Source organism: Pseudomonas sp. GM24 (genome assembly GCF_000282235.1).
Lineage (GTDB): Bacteria > Pseudomonadota > Gammaproteobacteria > Pseudomonadales > Pseudomonadaceae > Aquipseudomonas.
Genome location: NZ_AKJR01000080.1, coordinates 18,095 through 41,075 on the forward strand (window position 1 = coordinate 18,095; position 22,981 = coordinate 41,075).

Annotated in this window: 18 protein-coding genes; 6 read left to right on the plus strand and 12 right to left on the minus strand. The window is 60.1% G+C overall.

Annotated elements, in window-relative coordinates:
- The first annotated feature begins 88 nt into the window (after nt 1–88).
- A complete protein-coding gene (locus tag PMI23_RS11975) occupies nt 89–307 on the plus strand; it encodes a DUF2970 domain-containing protein (RefSeq protein ID WP_007912583.1) in 219 nt (72 codons plus the stop codon).
- Between the two features lie 5 nt (nt 308–312).
- Here PMI23_RS11975 and PMI23_RS11980 read toward each other — a convergent pair whose 3' ends face one another.
- Complete coding sequence (locus tag PMI23_RS11980) at nt 313–1,386, minus strand: ABC transporter substrate-binding protein (protein WP_007912581.1); 1,074 nt, start codon at nt 1,384–1,386, stop codon at nt 313–315.
- 524 nt (nt 1,387–1,910) lie between these two features.
- On the opposite strand from PMI23_RS11980, the gene PMI23_RS11985 reads away from it, so the two are divergent.
- Together PMI23_RS11985 and PMI23_RS11990 are read left to right on the plus strand one after the other, a co-directional pair.
- Nucleotides 1,911–3,569 (plus strand): nitrite/sulfite reductase, encoded by a 1,659-nt coding sequence (locus tag PMI23_RS11985; protein WP_007912574.1) that lies wholly within the window; start codon nt 1,911–1,913, stop codon nt 3,567–3,569.
- Entirely contained in the window at nt 3,553–4,047 is a 495-nt protein-coding gene (locus PMI23_RS11990; protein WP_007912572.1) for a DUF934 domain-containing protein, read from the plus strand. The genes PMI23_RS11985 and PMI23_RS11990 overlap by 17 nt, the downstream gene beginning before the upstream one ends.
- 68 nt (nt 4,048–4,115) lie before the next feature.
- Here PMI23_RS11990 and sohB read toward each other — a convergent pair whose 3' ends face one another.
- The gene (sohB, locus tag PMI23_RS11995; protein WP_007912571.1) at nt 4,116–5,147 is read right to left on the minus strand and encodes a protease SohB; all 1,032 of its coding nucleotides are present in this window, start codon (nt 5,145–5,147) and stop codon (nt 4,116–4,118) included.
- Between the two features lie 204 nt (nt 5,148–5,351).
- Here sohB and PMI23_RS12000 point away from each other — a divergent pair, with 204 nt between their 5' ends.
- Both PMI23_RS12000 and PMI23_RS12005 read left to right on the plus strand, forming a co-directional pair.
- Complete coding sequence (locus PMI23_RS12000) at nt 5,352–6,062, plus strand: histidine phosphatase family protein (protein ID WP_007912569.1); 711 nt, start codon at nt 5,352–5,354, stop codon at nt 6,060–6,062.
- A gap of 50 nt (nt 6,063–6,112) precedes the next feature.
- Nucleotides 6,113–6,430, plus strand: a complete 318-nt coding sequence (locus PMI23_RS12005; RefSeq protein ID WP_007912567.1) for an SCP2 sterol-binding domain-containing protein — start codon at nt 6,113–6,115, stop codon at nt 6,428–6,430.
- A 158-nt stretch (nt 6,431–6,588) separates the two neighbouring features.
- Here PMI23_RS12005 and PMI23_RS12010 read toward each other — a convergent pair whose 3' ends face one another.
- The 10 genes from PMI23_RS12010 to PMI23_RS12055 form a co-directional block, all read right to left on the minus strand.
- Entirely contained in the window at nt 6,589–8,163 is a 1,575-nt protein-coding gene (locus PMI23_RS12010; protein WP_007912565.1) for an ABC transporter ATP-binding protein, read from the minus strand.
- Nucleotide 8,164: 1 nt separating this feature from the next.
- Nucleotides 8,165–9,187 (minus strand): ABC transporter permease, encoded by a 1,023-nt coding sequence (locus tag PMI23_RS12015; protein WP_007912564.1) that lies wholly within the window; start codon nt 9,185–9,187, stop codon nt 8,165–8,167.
- On the minus strand, nt 9,187–10,251 hold the full coding sequence (locus tag PMI23_RS12020; RefSeq protein ID WP_007912563.1) for a microcin C ABC transporter permease YejB: 1,065 nt from the start codon (nt 10,249–10,251) through the stop codon (nt 9,187–9,189). The genes PMI23_RS12015 and PMI23_RS12020 overlap by 1 nt, the downstream gene beginning before the upstream one ends.
- Entirely contained in the window at nt 10,238–12,079 is a 1,842-nt protein-coding gene (locus PMI23_RS12025) for an extracellular solute-binding protein (RefSeq protein WP_007912562.1), read from the minus strand. Before PMI23_RS12025 ends, PMI23_RS12020 begins: the two co-directional genes overlap by 14 nt.
- A gap of 314 nt (nt 12,080–12,393) precedes the next feature.
- Nucleotides 12,394–15,048 carry a TonB-dependent receptor gene (locus PMI23_RS12030; protein WP_007912561.1) on the minus strand — a complete coding sequence of 885 codons (2,655 nt, stop codon included), beginning with the start codon at nt 15,046–15,048 and terminating at the stop codon, nt 12,394–12,396.
- A 118-nt stretch (nt 15,049–15,166) separates the two neighbouring features.
- Nucleotides 15,167–15,670, minus strand: coding sequence for an RES family NAD+ phosphorylase (locus tag PMI23_RS12035; RefSeq protein WP_007912559.1), 504 nt, complete (start codon nt 15,668–15,670; stop codon nt 15,167–15,169).
- Nucleotides 15,667–16,143, minus strand: a complete 477-nt coding sequence (locus PMI23_RS12040; protein ID WP_007912557.1) for an antitoxin Xre/MbcA/ParS toxin-binding domain-containing protein — start codon at nt 16,141–16,143, stop codon at nt 15,667–15,669. The genes PMI23_RS12035 and PMI23_RS12040 overlap by 4 nt, the downstream gene beginning before the upstream one ends.
- A 270-nt stretch (nt 16,144–16,413) precedes the next feature.
- Complete coding sequence (locus PMI23_RS12045; RefSeq protein ID WP_007912555.1) at nt 16,414–19,323, minus strand: TonB-dependent receptor; 2,910 nt, start codon at nt 19,321–19,323, stop codon at nt 16,414–16,416.
- A gap of 91 nt (nt 19,324–19,414) precedes the next feature.
- Complete coding sequence (locus PMI23_RS12050; RefSeq protein ID WP_007912553.1) at nt 19,415–20,362, minus strand: FecR domain-containing protein; 948 nt, start codon at nt 20,360–20,362, stop codon at nt 19,415–19,417.
- The gene (locus tag PMI23_RS12055) at nt 20,359–20,865 is read right to left on the minus strand and encodes a sigma-70 family RNA polymerase sigma factor (RefSeq protein ID WP_007912551.1); all 507 of its coding nucleotides are present in this window, start codon (nt 20,863–20,865) and stop codon (nt 20,359–20,361) included. The genes PMI23_RS12050 and PMI23_RS12055 overlap by 4 nt, the downstream gene beginning before the upstream one ends.
- Nucleotides 20,866–21,162: 297 nt before the next feature.
- Between PMI23_RS12055 and PMI23_RS12060 the strand changes: the two genes are divergently transcribed.
- On the plus strand, nt 21,163–22,881 hold the full coding sequence (locus tag PMI23_RS12060; RefSeq protein ID WP_007912549.1) for a hydrogenase maturation protein: 1,719 nt from the start codon (nt 21,163–21,165) through the stop codon (nt 22,879–22,881).
- Nucleotides 22,882–22,981 lie beyond the last annotated feature (100 nt).

The following is a 22,981-nucleotide window of genomic DNA, read 5'->3' on the forward strand; positions in this document are numbered from 1 at the left end:
AGTTGTAACAAGTCATCTGAATCAAAAGACCGAGGCACCGCTGGCGCCTTTGACTATGCTTCAAATGCACGATTTCGAAGGGGGATTTATGGACGATCCAATCGACAACAAACCACCGACCTTCTGGCAGATGCTGCACAGTGTGATGGCGGCGGCGTTCGGGGTGCAGAGCGGCAAGAACCGGGCAAGGGACTTCACCCATGGCAAGCCCAGCCATTTCGTGGTGCTGGGCATTCTGTTCACGGCGGTGTTTGCGTTGACACTATTTGCCATCGTCAAACTGGTGCTGCATTTCGCCGGGGTCTGACGTGATCAGCGCATCAGGGTCTGCAAGGTGAACGGGTAGCGATACGACACCGGTTGCCCCTTGGCCGAGAGCTTGCGGAAATTCACGCCGTAGTTCGGCGACTTGCCCATGGCCAGCATTTGCCGGGCATGCGATTTGTCGATCAATTGCAACAAGGGAATCTGCCGGTCACGGCCGCCGTAGTGATTCAAATCGACGCCCTGCTCAACGTCATGCAACTCGACCAACGCCCAGCCACCCAGGGTGAAATGTCCACCGACCAGTGCGCTCAGGCGCCCGTCAACTAGCGCCTGCAAGGCCGCCGGTGAGGTGTTGACCGCACTGAACAAGGCATTTTTGCCGGCGACTTTGCCGGTCTCGGCGTACGCGCGCATCGCGCCGAAAGCCATTTCATCATTGGCCGACCACACCAGCGACACCTTCGGGTAACGGGCGAACAGCTGTTTGGCCTGCTCATAGGCGCGTTCCTGGTTCCAGCCGCTGTAGACCAATTGCCGCAGACGCATCTGAGGGTGTTCGGCCAGCGCCCGTTGCATGCCACGCTCGCGCAATTGCGCCGAGGGGGTGACTTTCAGCCCGGAGAACGCCAACACTTCAATCGGTTCGGCAGCGGGCGTCGGCGGGTGCAGGCGGATCAGTTCCTTCATCATCAGGTAACCGCCCTCCTCGTCGTTCGGCACCAGACTGCCGATGCGGTCATTCCGTTCGCCGACCAGCGCTTGCTGGTCAGGTGTCAGTGCCGCGTTGACCATAAACAGCTTCACGCCGCTGTTCTCGGCCAGACGCAGAATTTGCGGGGCGACGTATTGTTCGTTGACGAACACCAGGTACTCGGGACGATTCGGCCCCTGCAACGCGACACGCGCCTGAGCCAGGGTCAGTTCGGGCTGGCGTTGGGAGTAGAGAATCTGCAGATCGATGCCCAGATCATGGGCGGCCGCCTGCATGAATTGCGAATAGCTGACCCAGAAGGCTTCCTGCGTCGAACCCGGATTCAAAAACAGCACAGACTCTGCCCGCGCGCCGGTCTGGAACAGCGCGACGAACAACAGAAGACTGATTTGCAAAAACTTGAACATGAAGCATCCGGGCCCAAGGAAAAATGGCCGCGCATTATAGCCCTCGTTCCACCGGCTATTGATGCCTGATCCCGCTTTTGTCCGACAATTTGTCGGAAGCGGGCCCGGATGGGTCGTTTACTGATGGCTGACCCAGAATACCGCTGTTCCTACCACGAGAATGATCAGGAACAAAATGGCCCACGCATCGACACTGCTGTCGCTTTTTCTTGCCTTGGTCGGATTGCTCATTGCATCGCCTCTTGTCGGTTTTATCGGTGATTGCAGAAAGACTCGACCACAGTTAAGACGATGATTGTCCGCACGACAAATGTGGATTAGTTGACAGCGATTCTCGTTAGGCGATTTGGTTCTTTACATATACTCAAACATCACTTTTGCGCATAACTGCAAACGGGTATATTGCCCCGGCTCCGTTAGGGAGTGCGCGGCCGTGCGCGCAGAATTGCAGAGGCACAATCGGACTCCGGCAAGCGAAAACGCAGTGCTACTCCGAATGGCCCAAGCCTGAGAACAGGACTTATATGTACGTATACGACGAGTACGATCAGCGGATCATCGAGGACCGCGTCAAGCAGTTCCGTGATCAGACCCGACGCTATCTGGCAGGTGAGCTGAGCGAAGAAGAATTCCGCCCCCTGCGCCTGCAAAATGGCCTGTACATCCAGCGCTTCGCGCCGATGTTGCGTGTGGCGGTGCCTTACGGCCAGCTGACTTCGCGTCAGACGCGCATGATGGCCAAGATTGCCCGCGACTACGACAAGGGCTACGCCCACATCAGTACGCGGCAGAACGTGCAGTTCAACTGGCCGGCGGTGGAAGACATCCCGGACATTCTGGCTGAACTGGCCACCGTGCAGATGCACGCGATCCAGACCAGCGGCAACTGCCTGCGCAACGTCACCACTGACCAGTTCGCCGGTGTCGCCGCCGACGAAGTGATCGACCCGCGCCCATGGTGCGAAATCGTCCGTCAGTGGACTACATTCCACCCGGAATTCGCCTACCTGCCGCGCAAATTCAAGATCGCCGTCAACGGTTCGACTGCTGACCGTGCGGCCATTGAAGTCCACGACATCGGTCTTGAGCCGGTGCACAACGCCGCCGGCGAACTGGGTTTCCGCGTGCTGGTCGGCGGTGGCCTTGGTCGTACGCCAGTCGTTGGCGCGTTCATCAACGAGTTCCTGCCGTGGCAGGACCTGTTGAGCTACCTCGACGCCATCCTGCGTGTCTACAACCGCTACGGCCGTCGCGACAACAAATACAAGGCGCGGATCAAGATCCTCGTCAAGGCACTCACGCCTGAAGTGTTCGCACAGAAAGTCGATGCGGAAATGGAACACCTGCGCGGTGGCCAGACCACACTGACCGACGCTGAACTGCAGCGCGTGGCCAAGCACTTCGTCGACCCGGACTACAAGGCGCTGGACAACCAGACTGCGCAACTGGCCGAGCTGGACAAAGAGCATCCGGGTTTCGCCCGCTGGCGTACCCGCAACACCCTGGCGCACAAAAAGCCGGGTTATGTCGCCGTGACCCTGTCGCTGAAGCCGACCGGCGTTGCCCCGGGCGACATCACTGACAAGCAGCTCGATGCCGTCGCCGATCTGGCCGACCGCTACAGCTTCGGTCAGCTGCGCACCTCGCACGAGCAGAACATCATTCTTGCCGACGTCGAGCAAAGCCAACTGTTCACCCTCTGGGGCGAACTGCGTGAAGGCGGTTTCGCTACGCCGAACATCGGCCTGCTGACCGACATCATCTGCTGCCCTGGCGGTGATTTCTGCTCGCTGGCCAACGCCAAGTCGATCCCGATTGCCGAGTCGATCCAGCGCCGCTTCGACGACCTCGACTACCTGTTCGACATCGGCGAGCTGGACCTGAACATCTCCGGTTGCATGAACGCCTGCGGTCACCACCACGTCGGCCACATCGGCATTCTCGGCGTCGACAAGAAAGGCGAAGAGTTCTACCAGGTCTCCCTCGGCGGCAGCGCCAGCCGTGATGCGAGCCTGGGCAAGATCCTCGGCCCGTCCTTCGCTCAGGAAGCCATGCCGGATGTGATCTCGAAGCTGATCGACGTGTACGTTGAACAACGTACCGAAGACGAGCGCTTCATCGACACCTACCAGCGTATTGGCATCGACCTCTTCAAGGAACGCGTCTATGCAGCGAATCATTAAGAACAACGAGGTCGTCGACGAAACCTGGCACTTGCTGCCCAAGGATTTCAACATCGACGAGATCAGCAACTGCGACGATCTGATCGTGCCGCTGCAACTGTGGCGTGAACACAGCCGCATGCTCAAGGCTCGCGACGGCGGTCTGGGTGTATGGCTGGACGCCGACGAAGAAGCCGAAGAAATCGGTGAAGACGTTGCCGAGTTCCAGGTGATTGCCCTGAACTTCCCGGCGTTCACCGACGGCCGCAACTACTCCAACGCCCGCCTGCTGCGTGACCGTTACGGTTTCAAAGGTGAACTGCGGGCGATTGGCGACGTGCTGCGCGATCAGCTGTTCTACATGCACCGCTGTGGTTTCGACGCCTTTGCCGTGCGTGCGGACAAAGATCCGTACGAAGCCCTGGAAGGTCTCAAGGACTTTTCGGTGACCTACCAGGCTGCCACCGACGAGCCGCTGCCGCTGTTCCGTCGCCGCTAAGTCTTCTGGTTTAGCGCGGACAAAAAAACGCCGGTCATGTGACCGGCGTTTTTTTATGCCTGCTCGATTTACCAGAAACGCTGCTGGGTCAGGCGACTCCACCAGCTCAACAGTACGCGATCAACCGAACCGCTGGCGGCCATGCCAATGCGCTCTTGCAGGCTTTTGCGCTCGGCATAGTGCAGGTGATAGACCTCGGCCTTTTTCGCTCGGTCTGCGAGGTATTCATCGCTGGTCTTGAGCTCATCGACCAATTGTTTATCCAGTGCTGCGACGCCGAGCCAGACTTCACCAGTGGCGACATCGTCGATCGCCAGTTGTGGACGGTAGCGGGCGACGAAGTTCTTGAATAACTGATGAGTGATGTCGAGGTCTTCCTGGAACTTCTCCCGGCCCTTCTCGGTGTTTTCGCCAAACACGGTCAGGGTGCGCTTGTACTCACCGGCGGTGAGGACTTCAAAGTCAATGTCGTGTTTCTTCAGCAAACGGTTGACGTTGGGCAACTGCGCGACCACACCAATCGAGCCGAGAATCGCGAACGGCGCGCTGATGATCTTCTCGCCGATGCACGCCATCATGTAACCGCCGCTGGCCGCGACCTTGTCGATGCACACGGTCAACGGCACGCCGGCTTCACGGATACGCGCCAGTTGCGAGGACGCCAGACCGTAGCTGTGAACCATGCCGCCACCGCTTTCCAGACGCAGAACCACTTCATCTTTGGGTGTGGCGAGGGTCAGCAGTGCAGTGATTTCATGGCGCAGGCTTTCGGTGGCCGAGGCCTTGATGTCGCCGTCAAAATCCAGCACGAACACCCGTGACTTGGTCTCGGGCTTGCTCTTCTTCTTTTTCTCGCTTTTCTCCGATTTGGCCTCGCCCTTGCGCAGGGCCTTGAGCTGATCCTTGTCGAGCAAGGTCTGCTCCAGGCGTTCGCGCAGGCCCTTGTAGAAATCATTGAGTTTGCTGACCTGCAACTGACCGGCCGATTTGCGCCGGCCCTTGCTGCGCAATGCAGCAAAACTGGCCAGCACCACCAGAATGGCGATCACCAGGGTGACGGTCTTGGCCAGGAAGCTGGCGTATTCGGTGAAAAACTCCACAGAGACTCCTTAAACGATGCGCGGATTTCAGACACACGCGGGATGGCTCCAGCATACCCATGCGCCGGCTTGTCGGCCAGCCGTGAAACCTCTGGCAACACCCCTGTAACGGGCATTTCAAACAAGCGTATGTTTTTTCATTGACAGCTACCCGTCATCCTCATAACCTCGCCACAACCTTCAACGTACCGGGATGACGCGGACGTGGGCAGCATCTACTTGATTCGACATGGCCAGGCCTCCTTTGGTGCAGACGACTATGACGTCCTCTCGCCGACCGGTGTGCGCCAGGCAGAAATCCTCGGTCAGCACCTCGCTGAACTGGGTATCAGCTTCGATCGCTGCCTTGCCGGCGACCTGCGTCGTCAGCAGCACACGGCCACCAGCGCGCTGGCGCAATTCGCCGCCAAAGGTTTGCCGGTGCCGACGCTGGAAACCGATTCCGCTTTCAACGAATTCGATGCCGACGCGGTCATCCGCGCGCTGCTCCCGGACATGCTGGCGGACGAGCCGGAAGCGCTCGACATCTTGCGCAACGCAGCGCAAAACCGTGGCGAATTCCAACGCATTTTCGCCCTGATCATCGAGCGCTGGCTGGCCGGCACTTATGACACACCGGGGCTGGAAAGCTGGCTGGGGTTCGTCGAACGCGTTCAGGCCGGGCTGCAGCGGATTCTTGATCTGGCCGATAAAAACCAGAAAATCGCCGTGTTCACCTCCGGCGGCACCATCACCGCCCTGCTCCACCTCATTACGCAAATGCCGGCTAAACAGGCTTTTGAATTGAACTGGCAAATCGTCAACACCTCGCTCAACCTGCTGAAGTTCCGCGGTCGCGAGGTGGCTTTGGCCGCCTTCAACAGTCATGCACATCTGCAGCTGTTGAAGGCTCCGGAACTCATCACTTTTCGCTGAGTCCGGTTAACTGTGAACCTTGCTGTAATCAACCTCATAAGGATCGAACCATGACCTCCGTAGCCGATGCCGTAAAAGCAATGCAAGCCAAGTTCAACCCAGCCGCTGCTGCCGGTCTGGATCTGGTCTTCGGTTTCAACATCACTGACGAAGACAAGCAGTACTCGCTGATCGTCAAAGACGGCACCTGCGATATCCAGGAAGGCGAAAACCCGGATGCCAACTGCACGCTGGTGCTGGACAGCGAAACCCTGAAAGGTATCGTCAGCGGCGAAACCGACGGCATGCAGGCTTTCATGGGCGGCAAGCTGCGCGTTGAAGGCGACATGATGCTGTCGATGAAACTGTCCGAGCTGTTCCCGTCGTAATAACGCGTTCAGTGACACAAGAATCCCGCCCCCTGTGGCGGGATTTTTGCGTTTCGGCCTTGTAGGAGCTGCGGCACGCTGCGATCTTTTGACCCTGTTTTTTTAGAAAGCAAAGTCAAAAGATCGCAGCCTCGTTTCACTCGACAGCTCCTACAGGGTTACCCGGTGAACGAAGCGGCCAGTAGCTCCCGGGTATACGGATGCCGCGCCGCATGAAACAGCGTACTCGTCTCGCCACGCTCCACCACTTCACCGTCCTTCATCACAATCAAGTCATGGGCCAACGCGCGCACCACCGCCAGATCGTGGCTGATGAACAGATAGGTCAAGCCGTGCTCCGCCTGCAAACGCCGCAACAACGCGACGATCTGCTTTTGCACCGTGCGATCCAGTGCCGACGTCGGTTCATCCAGCAGGATCAAGTCGGGCTTGAGCACCAGCGCCCGGGCAATGGCGATGCGTTGCCGCTGACCACCGGAAAACTCGTGGGGATAGCGATGGCGGGTAGCCGGATCGAGACCGACTTCATGCAACGCTTCAATCACTGCCCTCTCACGCTCGCTGGCGTTCAAATCGCTGTGCACCTGTAAACCTTCAGCGATGATCTGCTCCACGCACAGGCGTGGGCTGAGGCTGCCGAACGGATCCTGAAACACCACTTGCAGACGTTTGCGCAGCGGTCTGAGTTGCTTGCCGCTCAAGTGCTCCAGCGCCTCGCCCTGAAAGCGGATGCTGCCCTGGGCATCGAGCAAACGCAGAATGGCCTGGCCCAGTGTCGACTTGCCTGAACCGGATTCGCCGACAATCCCCAAGGTCTTACCGCGCTGAAGATGCAAATCAATGCCGTTGACCGCGTGCAACCAAGACTTCGCGCGCAGCCAACCACCGCCCAAACGGAAGCGCACATTGAGATCACGCACCTCCAGCAAATCCTCAGCGGGTTCCCGACATAACGCCTCGCCACCCGGCTCGGCGTTGAGCAACTCAATGCTGTAAGGATGCTGCGGCGTGCTGAACAACTGTTCACAAGGCGCCTGCTCGACGATCAATCCTCCACGCATGACTGCCACCCGCTGAGCGATATTGCGCACCAGATTCAGATCATGACTGATGATCAACAGCGCCATTCCCAGGCGCTCCTGCAGTTCTTTGAGCAGCAACAAAATCTTGCGTTGCACGGTCACGTCCAGCGCAGTGGTCGGCTCGTCGGCAATCAACAACTGCGGCTCGCAGGCCAGTGCCATGGCAATCATCACCCGTTGGCGCTGACCGCCCGAGAGTTGATGCGGATAGGCCTTGAGCCGCTCGCGCGGGCGCTGAATACCCACGAGTTCGAGCAACTGCACAATTCGCTGACGTGCAGCCGCTCCGGCCAACCCCTTGTGCAGCGCAAGGCTTTCACCCAGTTGCCGCTCAATCGTGTGCAAAGGGTTCAGCGAGCTCATCGGCTCCTGAAAAATCATTGCGATGCGGTTGCCACGCAATTGCCGCAAGTAGCGCTCATGCACGCCCAGCAGTTCCGTGCCGTCATAGCGGATGCTGCCGTCGATCCGGGTGATGGCCGGGTCAAGCAATTGCAGAATGCTGTGCGCCGTGACGGATTTGCCCGAACCGGATTCGCCGACCAGTGCCAGGCACTCGCCGGGGCGGATATCGAGGTCGATGCCGTGCACCACAGGCTGGCCATTGAAGGCGACGCGCAGGTCACGAATTTCAATCAAGTGTTCAGGCATCTCAAGTCCTCGGATCAAACGCATCGCGGCAGGCTTCGCCGATGAATACCAGCAGCGAGAGGATCAGCGCCAACGCAAAGAACGCGGTGAAACCCAGCCACGGTGCTTGCAGATTGCTCTTGCCCTGGCCGATCAACTCGCCCAGCGAAGCGCTGCCCGCCGGCATGCCGAAACCGAGAAAATCCAGTGCTGACAAGGTTGCGATTGCCCCAGTGAGGATGAACGGCAGATAAGTCAGCGTTGCGCTCATGGCATTGGGCAGGATGTGCCGAACGATCACTTGCGCATCACCTACACCCAGCGCCCGCGCCGCTTTCACGTACTCCAGACCGCGACTGCGCAGGAATTCGGCCCGCACCACATCGACCAGGCTCAACCAGGAAAACAGCGCCATGATCCCCAGCAGCCACCAGAAATTCGGCTCGACAAACCCGGACAGAATGATCAGCAGGTACAACACCGGCAGCCCCGACCAGACCTCCAGCAAGCGCTGACCGATCAGGTCGACCCAGCCGCCGTAGTAACCCTGCAAGGCTCCCGCGGCGATGCCGATCAGCGCACTCGCCGCCGTCAGCGCCAAGGCAAACAGCAGCGACACGCGGGCGCCAAATATCACCCGTGCCAGCACGTCGCGCGCCTGATCATCGGTGCCCAGCCAATTGTCGCCGCTGGGTGGACTCGGCGCCGGCTCCGTCAGGTCGTAATTGACCGTGTCAAACGCGAACGGAATCGGCGCAAACCACAACCGCCCGCCCTGCCCCTCGATCAATTGCCGCACCTGCGCGCTACGATAGTCCGGTTGAAACGGCAACTCACCGGCGAAGTCCTGCTCGGTGTAGCGCTTGAACGCCGGGAAATACCAGTCGCCCTGATACGTCACCAGCAGCGGTTTGTCATTGGCCACCAGTTCACCGCCAAGGCTCAGGCCGAACAACGCGAGAAACAGCCACAACGACCACCAACCACGGCGATGCGTCTTGAAGCGCGCCCAGCGGCGCTGGCCGATCGGAGATAACGTCAACATCAGGCAACCCTCGCGGTGAAGTCGATGCGCGGGTCGACCAGCGTGTAGCAAAGGTCGCCGAGCAGTTTTATCAGCAGGCCGAACAGGGTGAAGATGAACAGCGAACCGAACACCACCGGATAGTCGCGCGCCACCGCCGCTTCGTAACTGAGACGGCCGAGACCATCGAGGGAAAAGATCACTTCGATCAACAGCGAGCCGCCGAAGAACACCGTCACCAAGGCTTGCGGCAAACCGGCGACGACCAGCAGCATCGCATTGCGAAACACATGGCCGTACAACACCTGCCTTTGACTCAGCCCTTTGGCACGCGCTGTGACCACGTACAGTCGTGAGATCTCATTGAGAAAGCTGTTCTTGGTCAGAATGGTCAACGTGGCGAACCCACCAATGACCAAGGCAATCACCGGCAACACCAAGTGCCAGAAATAGTCGGCCACCTTGGCCCATGGCGACAGTTCGGCGAAGTTGTCCGAGACCAGCCCGCGTACCGGAAACCAGTCCAGCGCCGTGCCGCCGGCAAACACCACGATCAGCAGCAGCGCGAAGAGAAATCCGGGCAGCGCATAACCGATGATGATTGCCACACTGCTCCAGACATCGAACGCCGAGCCGTTGTGCACGGCTTTGCGAATGCCCAACGGAATCGACACCAGATAGGTGATCAGCGTCGCCCACACGCCCAACGACAAGGTCACCGGCAGTTTCTGCCAGATCAGTTGCGTGACGCTGGCACCGCGAAAGAAACTCTGGCCGAAATCCAGTCGCGCATAGCTTTTGAGCATCAGCCACAAACGCTCGCTGGCCGGTTTATCGAAGCCATACTGACGCTCGATATCGGCCAGCAGTTTCGGGTCCAGCCCTCGGGTGGCGCGAGACTCGCCACCGACGGTTTCGACATGGCTGGAACCCACCGCCGCGCCGACGCCAATTCCCTGCAAGCGCGCGATGGCCTGTTCCACCGGGCCACCGGGCGCGGCTTGGACGATAACGAAGTTGACCAGCAGGATCGCGAACAAGGTCGGCACGATCAGCAGCAGACGCCGCAGGCTATAACCCCACATGGCTGTACTCCTTGTGCATCTCGCTTGTGGTCAGTGCAGTCGGGCTGATTTCCCACCAGGTGTCGAGGCCGGCGTCGTACAGCGGCGCAATCGCCGGTCGGCCGAAGCGGTTCCACCACACCGTGGAAATCCCCGGCGGGTAATAGTTGGGCACCCAGTAATAGCCCCACTGCAACACCCGATCCAACGCATGAGCATGGCGCAGCAGACTCTCGCGATTGTCGGCCCGCACCAGCCCTTCGAGCAGGGCATCGACGGCCGGGTCGCGCAGCACCATGTAATTGTTCGAGCCGGGATCAGCGGCGCCATCTGAGCCGAAGTAATTGAACATCTCGCGCCCCGGCGCCTGACTCACCGGGTAACCGGCGACGATCATGTCGTAGTCGCGATTGCGCACGCGGTTGGTGTATTGCGCGGTGTCGACCTGACGGATATCGAAGCCGATGCCGATCTGCGCGAGGTTGCGTTTGAACGGTAACAACAGTCGTTCAAAACCTTTCTGGCCATTGAGAAACGTGAAGTGCAGCGGCTCGCCATTGGCGTTCACCAATTGATCGCCACGGGGTTTCCAGCCAGCGGCTTCGAGCAATTTCAAAGCCTGCAACTGTTCGGCGCGGACGTTGCCGCTGCCATCGGTTTTCGGTGCTTCAAACACCGTGGTGAACACTTCATCGGGAATCTGTCCGCGCAACGGCTCAAGAATCTTCAACTCTTCGGCATCCGGCAATGCCGTGGCCGCCAGTGCGCTGTGGGAGAAGAAGCTGCGCTGACGCAGGTACATGCCGCGCATCATCTGTCGGTTGGTCCACTCGAAATCCCAGAGCATGGCGATCGCCTGACGCACGCGACGATCCTGAAACGGCGGTTTCTGCAGGTTGAACACAAAGCCCTGCGCGCCTTGCGCAGCACCGGGTGCAAGATGTTCGCGGAGTAATTTGCCTTGCTCCAGTGCGACCCCCGCGTAACCGATGGTGAAACTGGTGGCGGAGAATTCGCGGTTGTAATCAAAGCCACCGGCCTTGAGCACCTGCCGTGACACGTCGGTGTCGGCGAAGAACTCCACGCTCAATTGATCGAAGTTGTACAAACCGCGCGTGATCGGCAGATCCTTCGCCCACCAGTCCTGCACCCGCTGGAATTTCACGCTGCGCCCGGCATCCACCGCGCTGAGGCGATACGGACCGCTGCCGGGCGGGATCTCGAAACCACCACCCTCGGCGAAATCGCGGGTCCGCCACCAATGTTCGGGCAGCACCGGCAGTGTCGCCAGATCCAGCGGCAAGGTGCGGCTGTCGTTGTTCTTGAAGAGGAAGCGCACTTGCGTCGGCGACTCCACGACGACTTCAGCGACATCGCGAAACTGCTGGCGGTATTTGAGGCTGCCCTGGGTGGTGAACAGGTTGAAGGTGTAGCGCACGTCTTCGGCGGTGATCGGCGTGCCGTCGTCGAAACGCGCCTTCGGGTTCAGGTAGAAGCGTATCCAGCGGCGATCCGGATCCAGCTCCATCTGCTGCGCCACCAGACCGTAGACGCTGTAAGGCTCGTCCTTGCTGCGATAGGCCAGCGGTGCGTAGAGCCAGCCATCGATGTCGGCCACGCCAGTGCCTTTGTCGGTATAGGGAATCAGGTGATCGAACGGGCCGCTTTCCAGCGAAGAACGGCGCAGGCTGCCGCCCTTCGGTGCATCGGGGTTGACGTAGGCCAGGTGCTGAAAGTCGGGGGCGTATTTGGCGGGTTCGCCGTAGACCGTTAACGCGGGTTGCGGTGCGGCCCAACTGAACGGCGTTAAAAGCGCACATGCGCTGAATAAAATGAGCCTGGAGAACATGGGCAGATCCTTTTACACGGTGCTGCTACTGGCCTCATCGCTGGCAAGCCAGCTCCCACAGGGTCTGTGGTGTTCACAAATTCCATGTGGGAGCTGGCTTGCCAGCGATGAGGCCAGAACAGCCAATACACCTTCTGCCTACCTGTGATGTGCAACAGGCCGGCGATTTTTATAGGGCGGGCTTTAGATCAATAGGTGACTAAAATCCGCACCAACTGCTAAAGCCCGTTCTGTTGGAGTTGCCGAAGGCTGCGATCTTTCGCCGTTGGAAGATCAACAGATCGCAGCCTTCGGCAGCTCCTACAGGGCTGGTTTCAGAACTTGTAACTGACCCGCGTGTACAGCGTCCGCCCAAACGGATCGCCGTATTTCGGGTCGTAGCCGCTCTGGAACGTGTACGTCTGGTTGCTGAACGGTGGTTCGCGGTCGAACAGGTTTTTCGCGCCGAGGGTCACGCTCAGGGTCTTGCGCCAGGTGTAGGTGCCGGCCAGATCCCAGACGTTGTAAGAGCCGACATAGTCGTGAGTGTCGCGATCAGAGTCGTGGTAACCGCTGGTGTAGCGGTTGGTCAGGGCCGCGCCGAACGGGCCGTAATTCCAGCTGCCGGTCAGGCTGTGCCGCCAGCGCGCCACGGCGCCCGCCGAAGCAAAGTCGCCGCCACGGAAATCGCCCAGTTTGTCGATGTAGTCGCCCTTGAGCTGTTGCTGATAGTCATAGCGAGTGACGTAAGTGCCTTGCAGGCCGATGCCGAAATTGCCGTACGGGGTGCTCGGCAGACGGTAATCGAAGCTGACGTCGACGCCGCTGGTCTTGATCTTGCCGAGGTTGGCCAGGCCGGTAACGATGTGGTCAATGGAGCCATCCGGCTTGCGGATCAGGCGATCCGGGTACAGCTCAGGATTGTCGAACACCGCCGACTCGGGGAATTCGGCAATCTGGTTGGCGATGTCGATCCACCAGAAATCCAGCCCGGCGCTCAGGCGCTCGAACGGTTGATAGACAAACCCGAGGGTAACGTTGCGCGCGGTTTCCGGGCTCAGGTCGGTATTGCCGCCACTGGTGCGATTGAACTGCTGCGCGCAATCACGGTTGGCGATACCGCCATTGCTCGGATTGCCGCCAGCGCACAAGCGCGGATCGTTGTAGTTGGCGTTGGTAAAACTGGTGAAGGTCGGGTTGTACAACTCATACAACGAGGGCGCGCGGAACCCTTCGCTGTAGGCACCGCGCACCACCAGTTCCTTGAACGGCTGGAAGCGGAACGAATACTTCGGATTGGTGGTGCTGCCGAAGTCGCTGTACTTGTCGTGACGCACGGCAGCGGACAGTTCGAGGCTGTCGAGCACCGGCACGTTGACCTCGGCGTACTCGGCCGAGACGCTGCGATCGCCGGCCACGCTGCCATTGGGATCGACACCGAGGCTTTGCACGTCGCCGGCAAACTGCGCGAAATCCTGATGGAAATCTTCCTTGCGGTATTCGCCGCCCAACGCCAGTGCCGAAGGGCCGGCACCGAACCAGTCGCCGATTTCACGGCTGATGCGCCCGTCGATAGCCTTCACCCGCCCGACCGCCGTGGCGTAATCGCCGTCCACCGCGTTGGCCGCCAACAGCGCCGAGCCGGCAGCCGTCTGCGGGCCGAACGGATTGATTACACCGTTGGCAATGCCGGCACTGACGGCGCGGTCGTTGACGTAACCGTCCTGAATACTGTTGACCACTTTGTTCTGGTTGTACGAGGCACCGAGGTTGTAATCCCAACCGACCAGCGTGCCGTCGAAACTCAGCAGCAAGCGCTGACTGGTGTTGTCGTCTTCGTGCTGGCGCGCGCCGACGGCGGTTTCGCGCCAGTTCACGTCGACCGGCTGCGTCGGGTCGAGGGCAAAGCCGTTCGGCCCCGGCGTGATGCCGTTACCCGGATAGAACGTCGTACCGGGGTTGACCTGATTACCCATCAAGGTGCCGGGGCCGATTTGCGTGCGGTTTTCGTTTTGCGCCCAGAAGTATTCGAGGCTGACGTTGTGATCGTCGGACAGCTTGCCGGTGGCTTTGGCGAAGGCCGAGGTCTTCTCCGTTTCCGGCACCAGATCGAGGTAGTTCCACAGGCTCTGCCGGCAGATGCCGTTGCGCGCCAGCAACCCCGGTGCGTTGCAGCCGGAGCCGGCCAAGGGGTTGGTGGCGTTACTGCCCTGACTCCAGTTGGCCGGCGATGCGGTGCCGGAGGTGTAGTCGAGTCCACGGTTCGGCTGATAGTTGTAGGTGTAGCCGCGATCCTCAGCAGCCAGACGTTGCTGCTTGTCGTAGCTGACCACGCCGAACACGTTGAAGCGATCATCCTGCAAATCACCGAAGCCCCAGCTGCCGCTGAAGTTGCGGCTTTCACCGCCACCGGAGTGCGTCGGTGTGTCGTAGTTAGTGCTGATCTGCCCTTCGGTGAGGCTGGTCTTGGTGATGAAGTTGATCACTCCGCCAATCGCATCAGTGCCGTACAACGCCGAGGCACCATCGCGCAGCACTTCCACGCGGTCAATGGCGGCAAACGGAATGGTGTTGAGGTCGACACCCGAGCCATTGATCGCGTTGGTCGCGTTGTTGCTCAGGCGGCGACCGTTGAGCAGCACCAGCGTCTTGTTCGGGCCGATGCCACGCAAGTCTGCATAGGACGCGCCGCCACTGCTCGAGCCCACCGAACGTCCGGAGCCAACCGAAGACTGGTTGGCGGAAATGCGGCTGACCAGTTCCTCGGTGGTGGTGACGCCCTGCTCGCGCAGCTCTTCGACGCGCAGGATGGTGACCGGTACCGCTGTTTCTGCATCGACCCGGCGAATTGCCGTCCCCGTGACTTCGACACGCTGCAGTTGAGTGGTCGGTTCGGTTGCCGCGCTATCAGCGGCGATGGCCGGCAGCGTGTTGATTGCCAGCAGCAAGGCCAGGCTCAAAGGTGATTTGACGGGTGAAAACTGAATCATGAACAGCCATCCCTGCGTTTTGGTTTATGCAGGGATGTGCGATGACGAATCAGGATTTATAGAGGACGGTTTAGACCGTTGGGTGATGAGGTTATGCAAAAAATGCCATGCCTCAGTATCAAGCCAATGCCACTTCCTTCAACAAGCGGGTATCCAGCCCGAAACGCTCCTGAGAGATCATCTTGAACTGCCCCTCTGCCAGATCGCAATTCACCAGCAAATTCCACGAATGCCGGGTTGCCGCTGATGGGATCAGTACAAATGGATGCTCAGCCAGCAAAGCGTCGGCAAACCGCTGTTGATTGGGTGAAGGCGGTGCTGGACTCAGCCAGTAAGGATTCGGCACCTCTTCCGGCTGTACGATTCTGACCCTTGCGTCGCTGATAACTTCAAAGCAGGTCAGTACATAAGGCTCCTTGTCCAGCACATCAAAACTGCGATTAGCGGCCACCTCCAGAATGGCAGAGGACGGATCGACTGAGGCGTAAACGACACGCCGGCCGGGTGCATTCCACCGGCCTCCGTTCACCTCTGAACCAATCCCGCTGTCCCACGTACATCGGTATACCTCGGGATCCAGTCGCCACGCATACCAACGTTCATCCCAGGGCAAGGGATTCATGGAGTAACCCCGTAAATGAGCCGACCCAAATGTTGCTCCACCCTCTGGAAACCCAGTGGGTGTCGGGTCAACTCCAACGGCACGTGGCCGTTCAGGTAAGGGGTGGGCTTCTGCATCCACTCCTCCGCCCGTGGCTGTCCCCCGAATGCCCGAATGGCCATTTCCAGCACCAATGCGTATTGGTAGGCGACGACACTCTGCTGCGGGTCAAGCCGTACCGGATTGCCCTCCTTCAGGAGACGGCGCACGGTTCTGACAGATTTGCCGGTGATACGCTTGACCATGTCGCCTTGCAGATATAGCTCGGAGGTTGAAAGCATGTTGACGACGTCGCTCAATTCAAAGCCCTGGTCAGTCAGGTGGACGATCAGCAAGGCATCGTCGTCTATGTTCTGGCCGTTCACGAGCAACTCGACAGGTTTTCCGTCGGCCTTTTTCAGCCCCGTGAGCCGAGGTGTTTGTACTGTGGGCATCGCGACATCCTCCATAGGGCACCTGGCGCGATCATCGCGCCAAAAATACCGATGAGAATAAGCAGGCGTTTCATGCTCGATGTGAGGGGTACGCATAATCGATCCTTTATCTGGGAGCCTGAGCGTTCAAGCCGCTCAGCGACTTCAATGTCAGGTCCGATGCTATAGGTCGCGCTTCCGACGACCAACCTGAAAAAGTCGTCGGAAATATCCCCTGCTTGCCGCAAAAATCGCCAATTTCCGTAGGACGTAAACGCGAAATTCCAGCCATCAGCCGCCGAAGTGATAACTCACATCGAGCCACCATTGCCGTCCGTACGGGTCATAGTTGCCAGTCGGGTAGTACGGCCACCCCGCCGAGTCGTCGTGTTTAACCTGATCAAGCACGTTGTTCACGGTCAGGCCGACACTCGCCCGATCATTGAGTTTGTAACGCGCACTGGCGTTGAACACCGTCCACGGCGACAGACGCCCGTCTCCCGCGCCATTGGTGACCGAGCCGTAACGAATGCCCATCAGCGTCGCCGTGGCTTTCTGATAATCCCAGGTCAGGCTGGCGTTGACCTTGCTGCGCCAGTCGTAGTTGGTGCGTGAGGTGCGCCAGTCTTGTGTCGGCGCCTCTTCCGATTCCTTGTAGTAATGCGACAGCACCAGGGTGTAGCCCAGCGCCGAACTGAACGCACCGTACTGCCCGGCGCCCCAGCGGATGTTGCTTTTGAAGTCCAGACCACTGACCCGCTCGCTCGCGGCGTTGATCGCGTTGACCCGCACGCGATTCAGCTGGTTCGGATCGACCGCCGCATTGCCGGCGTTGCGATCGATGCGCGCCAGCGTCGATTGGCAATTGGCCGAGTTGATGTCCTGAGTGCCATTGCGGCACTCGTTCTCTTGTTGCAGCAAGCGGTTTTCATCGACGGTGGTCAGCAGATCGTCGATCTCCACGCGCCAGAAATCCGTGGAGAAATCGAAATTGCGCGACGGTGACCAGACAAATCCGTAGGTCCATGATTTACCGCGTTCCGACTCCAGGTTCGCCGTGCCGCTTTGGGTGTAGTCGACCCGCCCACGATCACAGGCGCCCTCCACGCCTTGGCTGCAACCGTAGTAATCGATTTGCGCCGGGTAGTAGCCGTTGCTGTCGGACTGATAGATGTAGTTCAGGTCCGGCGCACGGAAACTGGTGCCGTAACTGCCGCGCAGCAACAGGCTGGTCACCGGGCGCCATTCCAGCCCGAGGTTGTAGGTTTTCTGCTGCTCGGTGCGGCCACTGAACTTGTATTGATCCCAGCGCCCGGCGGCAGTCGCCAGAATCGTGTCGGTGACCGGAATGCTGAACTCGCCGCCCGCCGCATAACGCTTGCGCGAGCCCCCGGAGCTTTGCTGTGGGCTTACGCCGTAGAACGTGCCGTCGTTGAGGCCGTCATCCGGATCGACACGGTATTCCTGCTTGCCCGCCTCCAGCACCCCGGCGAAGCCCACTGGACCGGCCGGCAGATCGAACAGATCACCGTTGACCGAAGCGTTGTAGCTGGTCGATACCGACTTGCTGCTCTGGGTCAGGTTGCCGCGAAACTGCTGCCACTCCTGCGGCGTCAGTGGCCGGTCGAGCCGCGAGGCGTCCGGGGCGAACACCGGATAACCGCCGCTCACACCCAACTGCGGGCCGAGGTAGAAATCCTGAATCGATGACAGCGGCGTGTAGCGAGTGGTTCTGACGCTGCGATACTCCGAGCGGTTGGCCGCCAGATCGTAACTCCAGCCGGTGTCGGCGATCTTGTCCGAGAGGCCGAGGGTGCCGGTCCACGAGGTATCGCGCCACTTACTGTTATTGCTGGTGCGTCCGCCGATCTCTTCCTCACCGAAACGGCGATACCAGCGTTCCAGATTGCCGCTGTTCTGGTTGATGAAGTCCGGCGAGGTGAAGGTCGGCCCGCGTGTGTTGTTCTGGATGTGGTCGAGGCCGTACATCAAATCGGCGAAGACCTGACCGCTGTCGCTGAAATGCCAAGTGCCACGGGTGTAGCCGTCGTAGTTTTCTTTCTGGGTCTGCACGGTCCAGTAATCGTTGTACATCTGGTCGGTACGGCAGCGCCCGCCACTGTTGACCAGTTTGTTGTCGAAGATGCCCTGATAGGCGCCGCAACCTGGTCCCAGATAGCGACTGTTACTCAGGTCGCGGCGGTAACCGACGTCCGCCAGCGGGCCGTTTTGCATAAAGCCACGGTCATCGGCCCAGATTGGATCGCGGTTAGTCAGCTCCAGGCCAAACAAACCGTCGAAGTCGCCCCAACTGCCGCCGCCACTGATCTGCAAACGCTGGTTGTCACCGCCGCCGCGCTCACTGGTGCCGCCCTTGAGATTGACGTCGACGCCGTTGATCTTGTCCTTGAGGATGATGTTGACCACCCCGGCGATCGCGTCCGAGCCGTAAATCGCCGAGGCGCCGCTGCTGAGGATTTCGATGCGTTCGATGACCGCCGACGGAATGTTCGCCAGGTTGGTGAAGTTGACCTTGCCGTCGTATGGCGTCGGGTAATCGGCCACGCGACGGCCATTGATCAACACCAGCGTATGGTTCGGGCCGAGGCCGCGCAGGTTGAGTGCACTGGCCGCCGGTTGCCAGGTATTGCCGTAATCTTCGCCTTGGGTCATGCCGGTGTTTTGCGTTTGCGTGGCCAGGGCGTCGTAGACGTTTTTGTAGCCGCGCGCTTCCATTTCTTCGTGGGTGATGACGTTGACCGGCGTCGCGCCATCGCTTTGCGCGCGGGCAATGCGCGAGCCGGTGACGGTGACTTTTTCCATGCGGTAATCGGCGCTGGTGACCGGTGCCACGGCAGTGACTTTCACCGGCGCATCGGCTGCGCGAACGGTCAGGCCCTGAGCGCTTTGCTCGACTTGCAGCCCACTGCCGAGCAAGGCTTTTTCTACTGCCTGACGACCGCCCAACGCGCCGCGCACTGCCGCGCTGCGTTTGCCCTGCACCAGCTCCTGACTGAAGGAAATCGGCACACCGCTCTGTCGCGAGATGCCCAGTAACACTTCGTCGAGCGGTCCGCTAGCGATGTCGAAGGTGAACACCGCCGCAGCAGGTTCCTGAGCGACTGCCGCCAGTGGACTGAGGCCCAGCGCCAAGGCAGCGGCGAGGGTCAATCGAGGTAATTGTTGTTTGAATGAGAACATCGAAGGGTTTCCCTGTTGGAGGCATCTGCAGGGAATGAGCAGCGGGCCAGCGCTTTTTATAGGGCGGCGATTAGGCCAAGAAGTTATGGATTTATAACCGCGCGTCGACGCTTACCCAGTACGGGTTGTGCCAGGTCACGCGGATCGGCAGCGAGTGCTCCAGCAGTTGCAGGGTGCGATCACTGTCGTCGAGCGGATACAGCCCGCTGAGGCGCAGATCGGCAACTTCCGGACTCAGATGCAAAATGCCGCGACGGTAACGGCGCAGGCTGTCGATGACCTCGCGCAGAGGCCGGTCGCGCACTTCCAGGCGCCCCTGCACCCAGGCACTTTCCTGGCCGTTGCTGCGCTCCAGCGCCAGCAGTCCGACACCGTTGAACAGCAGACTTTCGCCGGCCGCCACCACTTGCCGCGCGCCACCTGCGGTGACTACTTCAACTTGCGAATGAAGCATCACCAATCGCGTCGCCTCCTCGCTGTACTGCACGAGAAACTTCGTCCCCAGTGCACGCATGCGACCGTGCCCGGTCTCGACCACAAAGGGTCGCGCCGAATCTTTCGCTACGTCGACCAACAACTCACCGCTGCGCAAGGCGAGCAGGCGCTGTTGGCTATCGAACAAAGGCACCACACGGCTGCGTGCGTTGAGGGTCAGCGCACTGCCGTCGGCCAAGGTGAAGTCGCGTCGCTCGCCGGTTCCGGTCGACAACTCCCCCGCCTCCGGCAGCCAGCCGTAACGCCGTCCGAGCAACCCGGCCAACAGCGCAATGCCGAGCACACTCAAACTGCCGCTGATAAAGCGTCGCCGACTCGACGGCGCATTGAGACTGTGCAGCAGGCTGTTGCGCGGCACGTTGCGCAGGCTCGGGTTACGCAGCAGATTGAGGCCGCCGCCCATTTGCTCGATGACCTGCTGATGCCGAGGATCAGCAACACGCCAAGCCTCGAATGCGGCCCGCTCGGCCATGCCCGCCTCGCCCGATTGCAGCAACGCCAACCATTGCGCCGCCTCGTCGATCACCGCTTCGTCCGGCCTCATGCCTGCATCGCCTGATAGCAGCGCTTGAACGCCTCGACCATGTATTGCTGCACGCGGCTGGTGGACACGCCGAGGCGCTCGCCGATCTCGCTGTAAGTCAAACCGTCGAGTTGATGGTAGAGAAACGCCGCTTTTGCCTTGGCCGACAGCCCATTGAGCAGGCGATCGACCGCCAGCAGTGCTTCGATCACCAGCGCGCGTTCTTCCGGGGACGGATGCACCGGCTCGGGCGCCAGCGCCAGACTGTCCAGATAAGCGCGTTCAAGGTCCTGACGGCGCCAACCTTCGTACACCAGCCGCCGGGCGATGGTGGTCAGCAGCGCGCGTGGCTCGCGAATGGCCGTGGGGTCCGGCAGTGCCAATACCCGCAAAAAGGTTTCCGAGGCAATGTCTTGCGCACTGTGCGGGCAACCCAGCGTGCGGCCAACGGCAGCGCACAGCCAGCGATAGTCCTTTTGGAACATCTGCCCGATGATCTGGTAATGCGGGTTGTACCCACCCATGCCTTGCTCCCTGAAACGGGTCCCACCCGCTGCGAAAAACCATCGTTCTGCCGGGATCGTCCGGCTCTGATCAGGCGCGACTGTGCAATAGCCTCGAAGACATTTGAAGTAATAAAAAATCAGCACAAGCAAACCATTGAGCATAAGCCGCTTCGTCGCCGCAGAAACATTGGCTGACACAACGTTGACCTCGGTCACTGGCGCGTGGCCGGCCACTGATTAATCTCGCGGCTCCATCGAAAGCCAAGGACGGCTCAGCGAGAGCCCGTGGCTGAATCCACTCAAGGAAGAGCAAGCATGCGACCACTCAACATCATCCTGCTGTCGTCAGCATTCAATGGCCTGACCCAACGCGCCTGGCTGGAACTGCGCGAGGCCGGGCACTCACCCAGCGTCGTGCTGTTTACCAATGAACAGGCTGTGTGCGAACAGATCGAGAACAGTGGCGCGGATCTGGTGGTCTGCCCGTTCCTCAAGGACCGCGTTCCGCAGGCACTGTGGAGCAACACCGAGCGTCCGGTGGTGATCATCCATCCCGGCATCGTCGGCGATCGCGGCGCCAGTGCCCTCGACTGGGCGATTACCAACGAGCTGCCGAGCTGGGGCGTCACCGCGCTGCAGGCCGTCGAGGAAATGGACGCCGGCCCGGTGTGGGCCACTTGCGAATTCAATCTGCCAGCGGGCCTGCGCAAATCCGAGCTGTACAACGGTCGGGTCAGTGACGCGGCGATTCGCTGCATACGCGAAGTGGTGGAGAAATTCGTCGAAGGCTTTGAGCCGGTGGCGCTGGATTACGCCGATACGAAAGTGCGCGGGCGCTTGCAACCGAACATGAAACAGGTCGACCGCAGTTTCAGCTGGCACGATTGCGCGCGCTTCATCAAACGTTGCATCGATGCCGCCGACGGCCAGCCCGGTGTGTTGGCGAGCCTCGCTGGCGGTCAGTATTACGTGTACGACGCACACCTCGATTCGCGCAGCGGCATGCCCGGCGAGATTCTCGCGGTGCATGACGATGCGGTGCTGGTTGCAGCGGGTGATCAAAGTTTGTGGATTGGCGCACTGCGGCGTAAACCGCAACCTGGCGAAGAAACCTTCAAGCAACCGGCGCGGCACCTGTTGGCCGGGCAACTGACCGACGTGCCGGTGCTGGACTGGTCGATCGCTACACAGCCGTTCAGTGACGAAGCCTATCAACCGCTTCGTTATCGCGAATCCGGCAACGTCGGCGAATTGACCTTCGAGTTCTACAACGGCGCCATGAGCACCGAGCAATGCCAGCGCATGGTCGCCGCGCTGCGCTGGGCCAAGTCCCGTGATACCCAGGTGTTGCTGATCAAGGGTGGGCGCGGCAGTTTTTCCAACGGCGTGCATTTGAATGTGATTCAGGCTGCGCAGGATCCTGGCGCCGAAGCCTGGGCCAATATTCAGGCAATCGACGACGTCTGCGCAGAACTGCTGACGGCCCGGCAACTGGTGGTCAGCGGCGTCACCGGCAACGCGGGCGCCGGTGGCGTGATGCTCGCACTGGCGGCCGACATCGTGTTTGCCCGCGCCGATATCGTGCTCAATCCGCATTACAAGAGCATGGGTTTGTACGGCTCCGAATACTGGACCTACAGCCTGCCCCGCGCCGTCGGCCCGGCGATGGCCGAGCAATTGACCCAGGCTTGCCTGCCGGTAAGCGCGGTGCAGGCGTGGCAACTGGGCATGGTTCAGGAAGTTGGCCCGCGCTGCCCGGACGAGTTTTCGTTGTGGTTGCTGCAACGGGCCAATGCTGTGCTGAGCGATCCGACCTATGCCGCGGTGCGCGAGCGCAAGGCGCGGGTTGATCAGGCGTTGATCCAGCAATGCCGCGAAACCGAGTTGCAGGAGATGCAGGAAGACATGCTCTACAACCGCCATCAGTTTGCCGAGAAGTGCCGAAATTTTGTCTTCAAGCGTAAGGTGTGTGGCACGCCGGCGCGGTTGATTGAAGAGTGGGCGCGGGTGCGTTTGACCGAGTTGGCCAGTTGATTTTGGCGGTGACTGCATTTTCCCTCACCCTAGCCCTCTCCCAGAGGGAGAGGGGACCGACCGAGGTGTCTGGCGCCCTGCATCGACCTGAAAAATCGAG

What these genes read in the sequence shown, in the direction of transcription:
- PMI23_RS11975 (WP_007912583.1), top strand. Translation starts at nt 89, where the DNA reads ATGGACGATCCAATCGACAACAAACCACCGACCTTCTGGCAGATGCTG.
- PMI23_RS11980 (WP_007912581.1), bottom strand. Translation starts at nt 1,386, where the DNA reads ATGTTCAAGTTTTTGCAAATCAGTCTTCTGTTGTTCGTCGCGCTGTTC.
- PMI23_RS11985 (WP_007912574.1), top strand. Translation starts at nt 1,911, where the DNA reads ATGTACGTATACGACGAGTACGATCAGCGGATCATCGAGGACCGCGTC.
- PMI23_RS11990 (WP_007912572.1), top strand. Translation starts at nt 3,553, where the DNA reads ATGCAGCGAATCATTAAGAACAACGAGGTCGTCGACGAAACCTGGCAC.
- PMI23_RS12005 (WP_007912567.1), top strand. Translation starts at nt 6,113, where the DNA reads ATGACCTCCGTAGCCGATGCCGTAAAAGCAATGCAAGCCAAGTTCAAC.
- PMI23_RS12010 (WP_007912565.1), bottom strand. Translation starts at nt 8,163, where the DNA reads ATGCCTGAACACTTGATTGAAATTCGTGACCTGCGCGTCGCCTTCAAT.
- PMI23_RS12015 (WP_007912564.1), bottom strand. Translation starts at nt 9,187, where the DNA reads ATGTTGACGTTATCTCCGATCGGCCAGCGCCGCTGGGCGCGCTTCAAG.
- PMI23_RS12020 (WP_007912563.1), bottom strand. Translation starts at nt 10,251, where the DNA reads ATGTGGGGTTATAGCCTGCGGCGTCTGCTGCTGATCGTGCCGACCTTG.
- PMI23_RS12025 (WP_007912562.1), bottom strand. Translation starts at nt 12,079, where the DNA reads ATGTTCTCCAGGCTCATTTTATTCAGCGCATGTGCGCTTTTAACGCCG.
- PMI23_RS12030 (WP_007912561.1), bottom strand. Translation starts at nt 15,048, where the DNA reads ATGATTCAGTTTTCACCCGTCAAATCACCTTTGAGCCTGGCCTTGCTG.
- PMI23_RS12035 (WP_007912559.1), bottom strand. Translation starts at nt 15,670, where the DNA reads ATGAATCCCTTGCCCTGGGATGAACGTTGGTATGCGTGGCGACTGGAT.
- PMI23_RS12040 (WP_007912557.1), bottom strand. Translation starts at nt 16,143, where the DNA reads ATGCCCACAGTACAAACACCTCGGCTCACGGGGCTGAAAAAGGCCGAC.
- PMI23_RS12045 (WP_007912555.1), bottom strand. Translation starts at nt 19,323, where the DNA reads ATGTTCTCATTCAAACAACAATTACCTCGATTGACCCTCGCCGCTGCC.
- PMI23_RS12050 (WP_007912553.1), bottom strand. Translation starts at nt 20,362, where the DNA reads ATGAGGCCGGACGAAGCGGTGATCGACGAGGCGGCGCAATGGTTGGCG.
- PMI23_RS12055 (WP_007912551.1), bottom strand. Translation starts at nt 20,865, where the DNA reads ATGGGTGGGTACAACCCGCATTACCAGATCATCGGGCAGATGTTCCAA.
- PMI23_RS12060 (WP_007912549.1), top strand. Translation starts at nt 21,163, where the DNA reads ATGCGACCACTCAACATCATCCTGCTGTCGTCAGCATTCAATGGCCTG.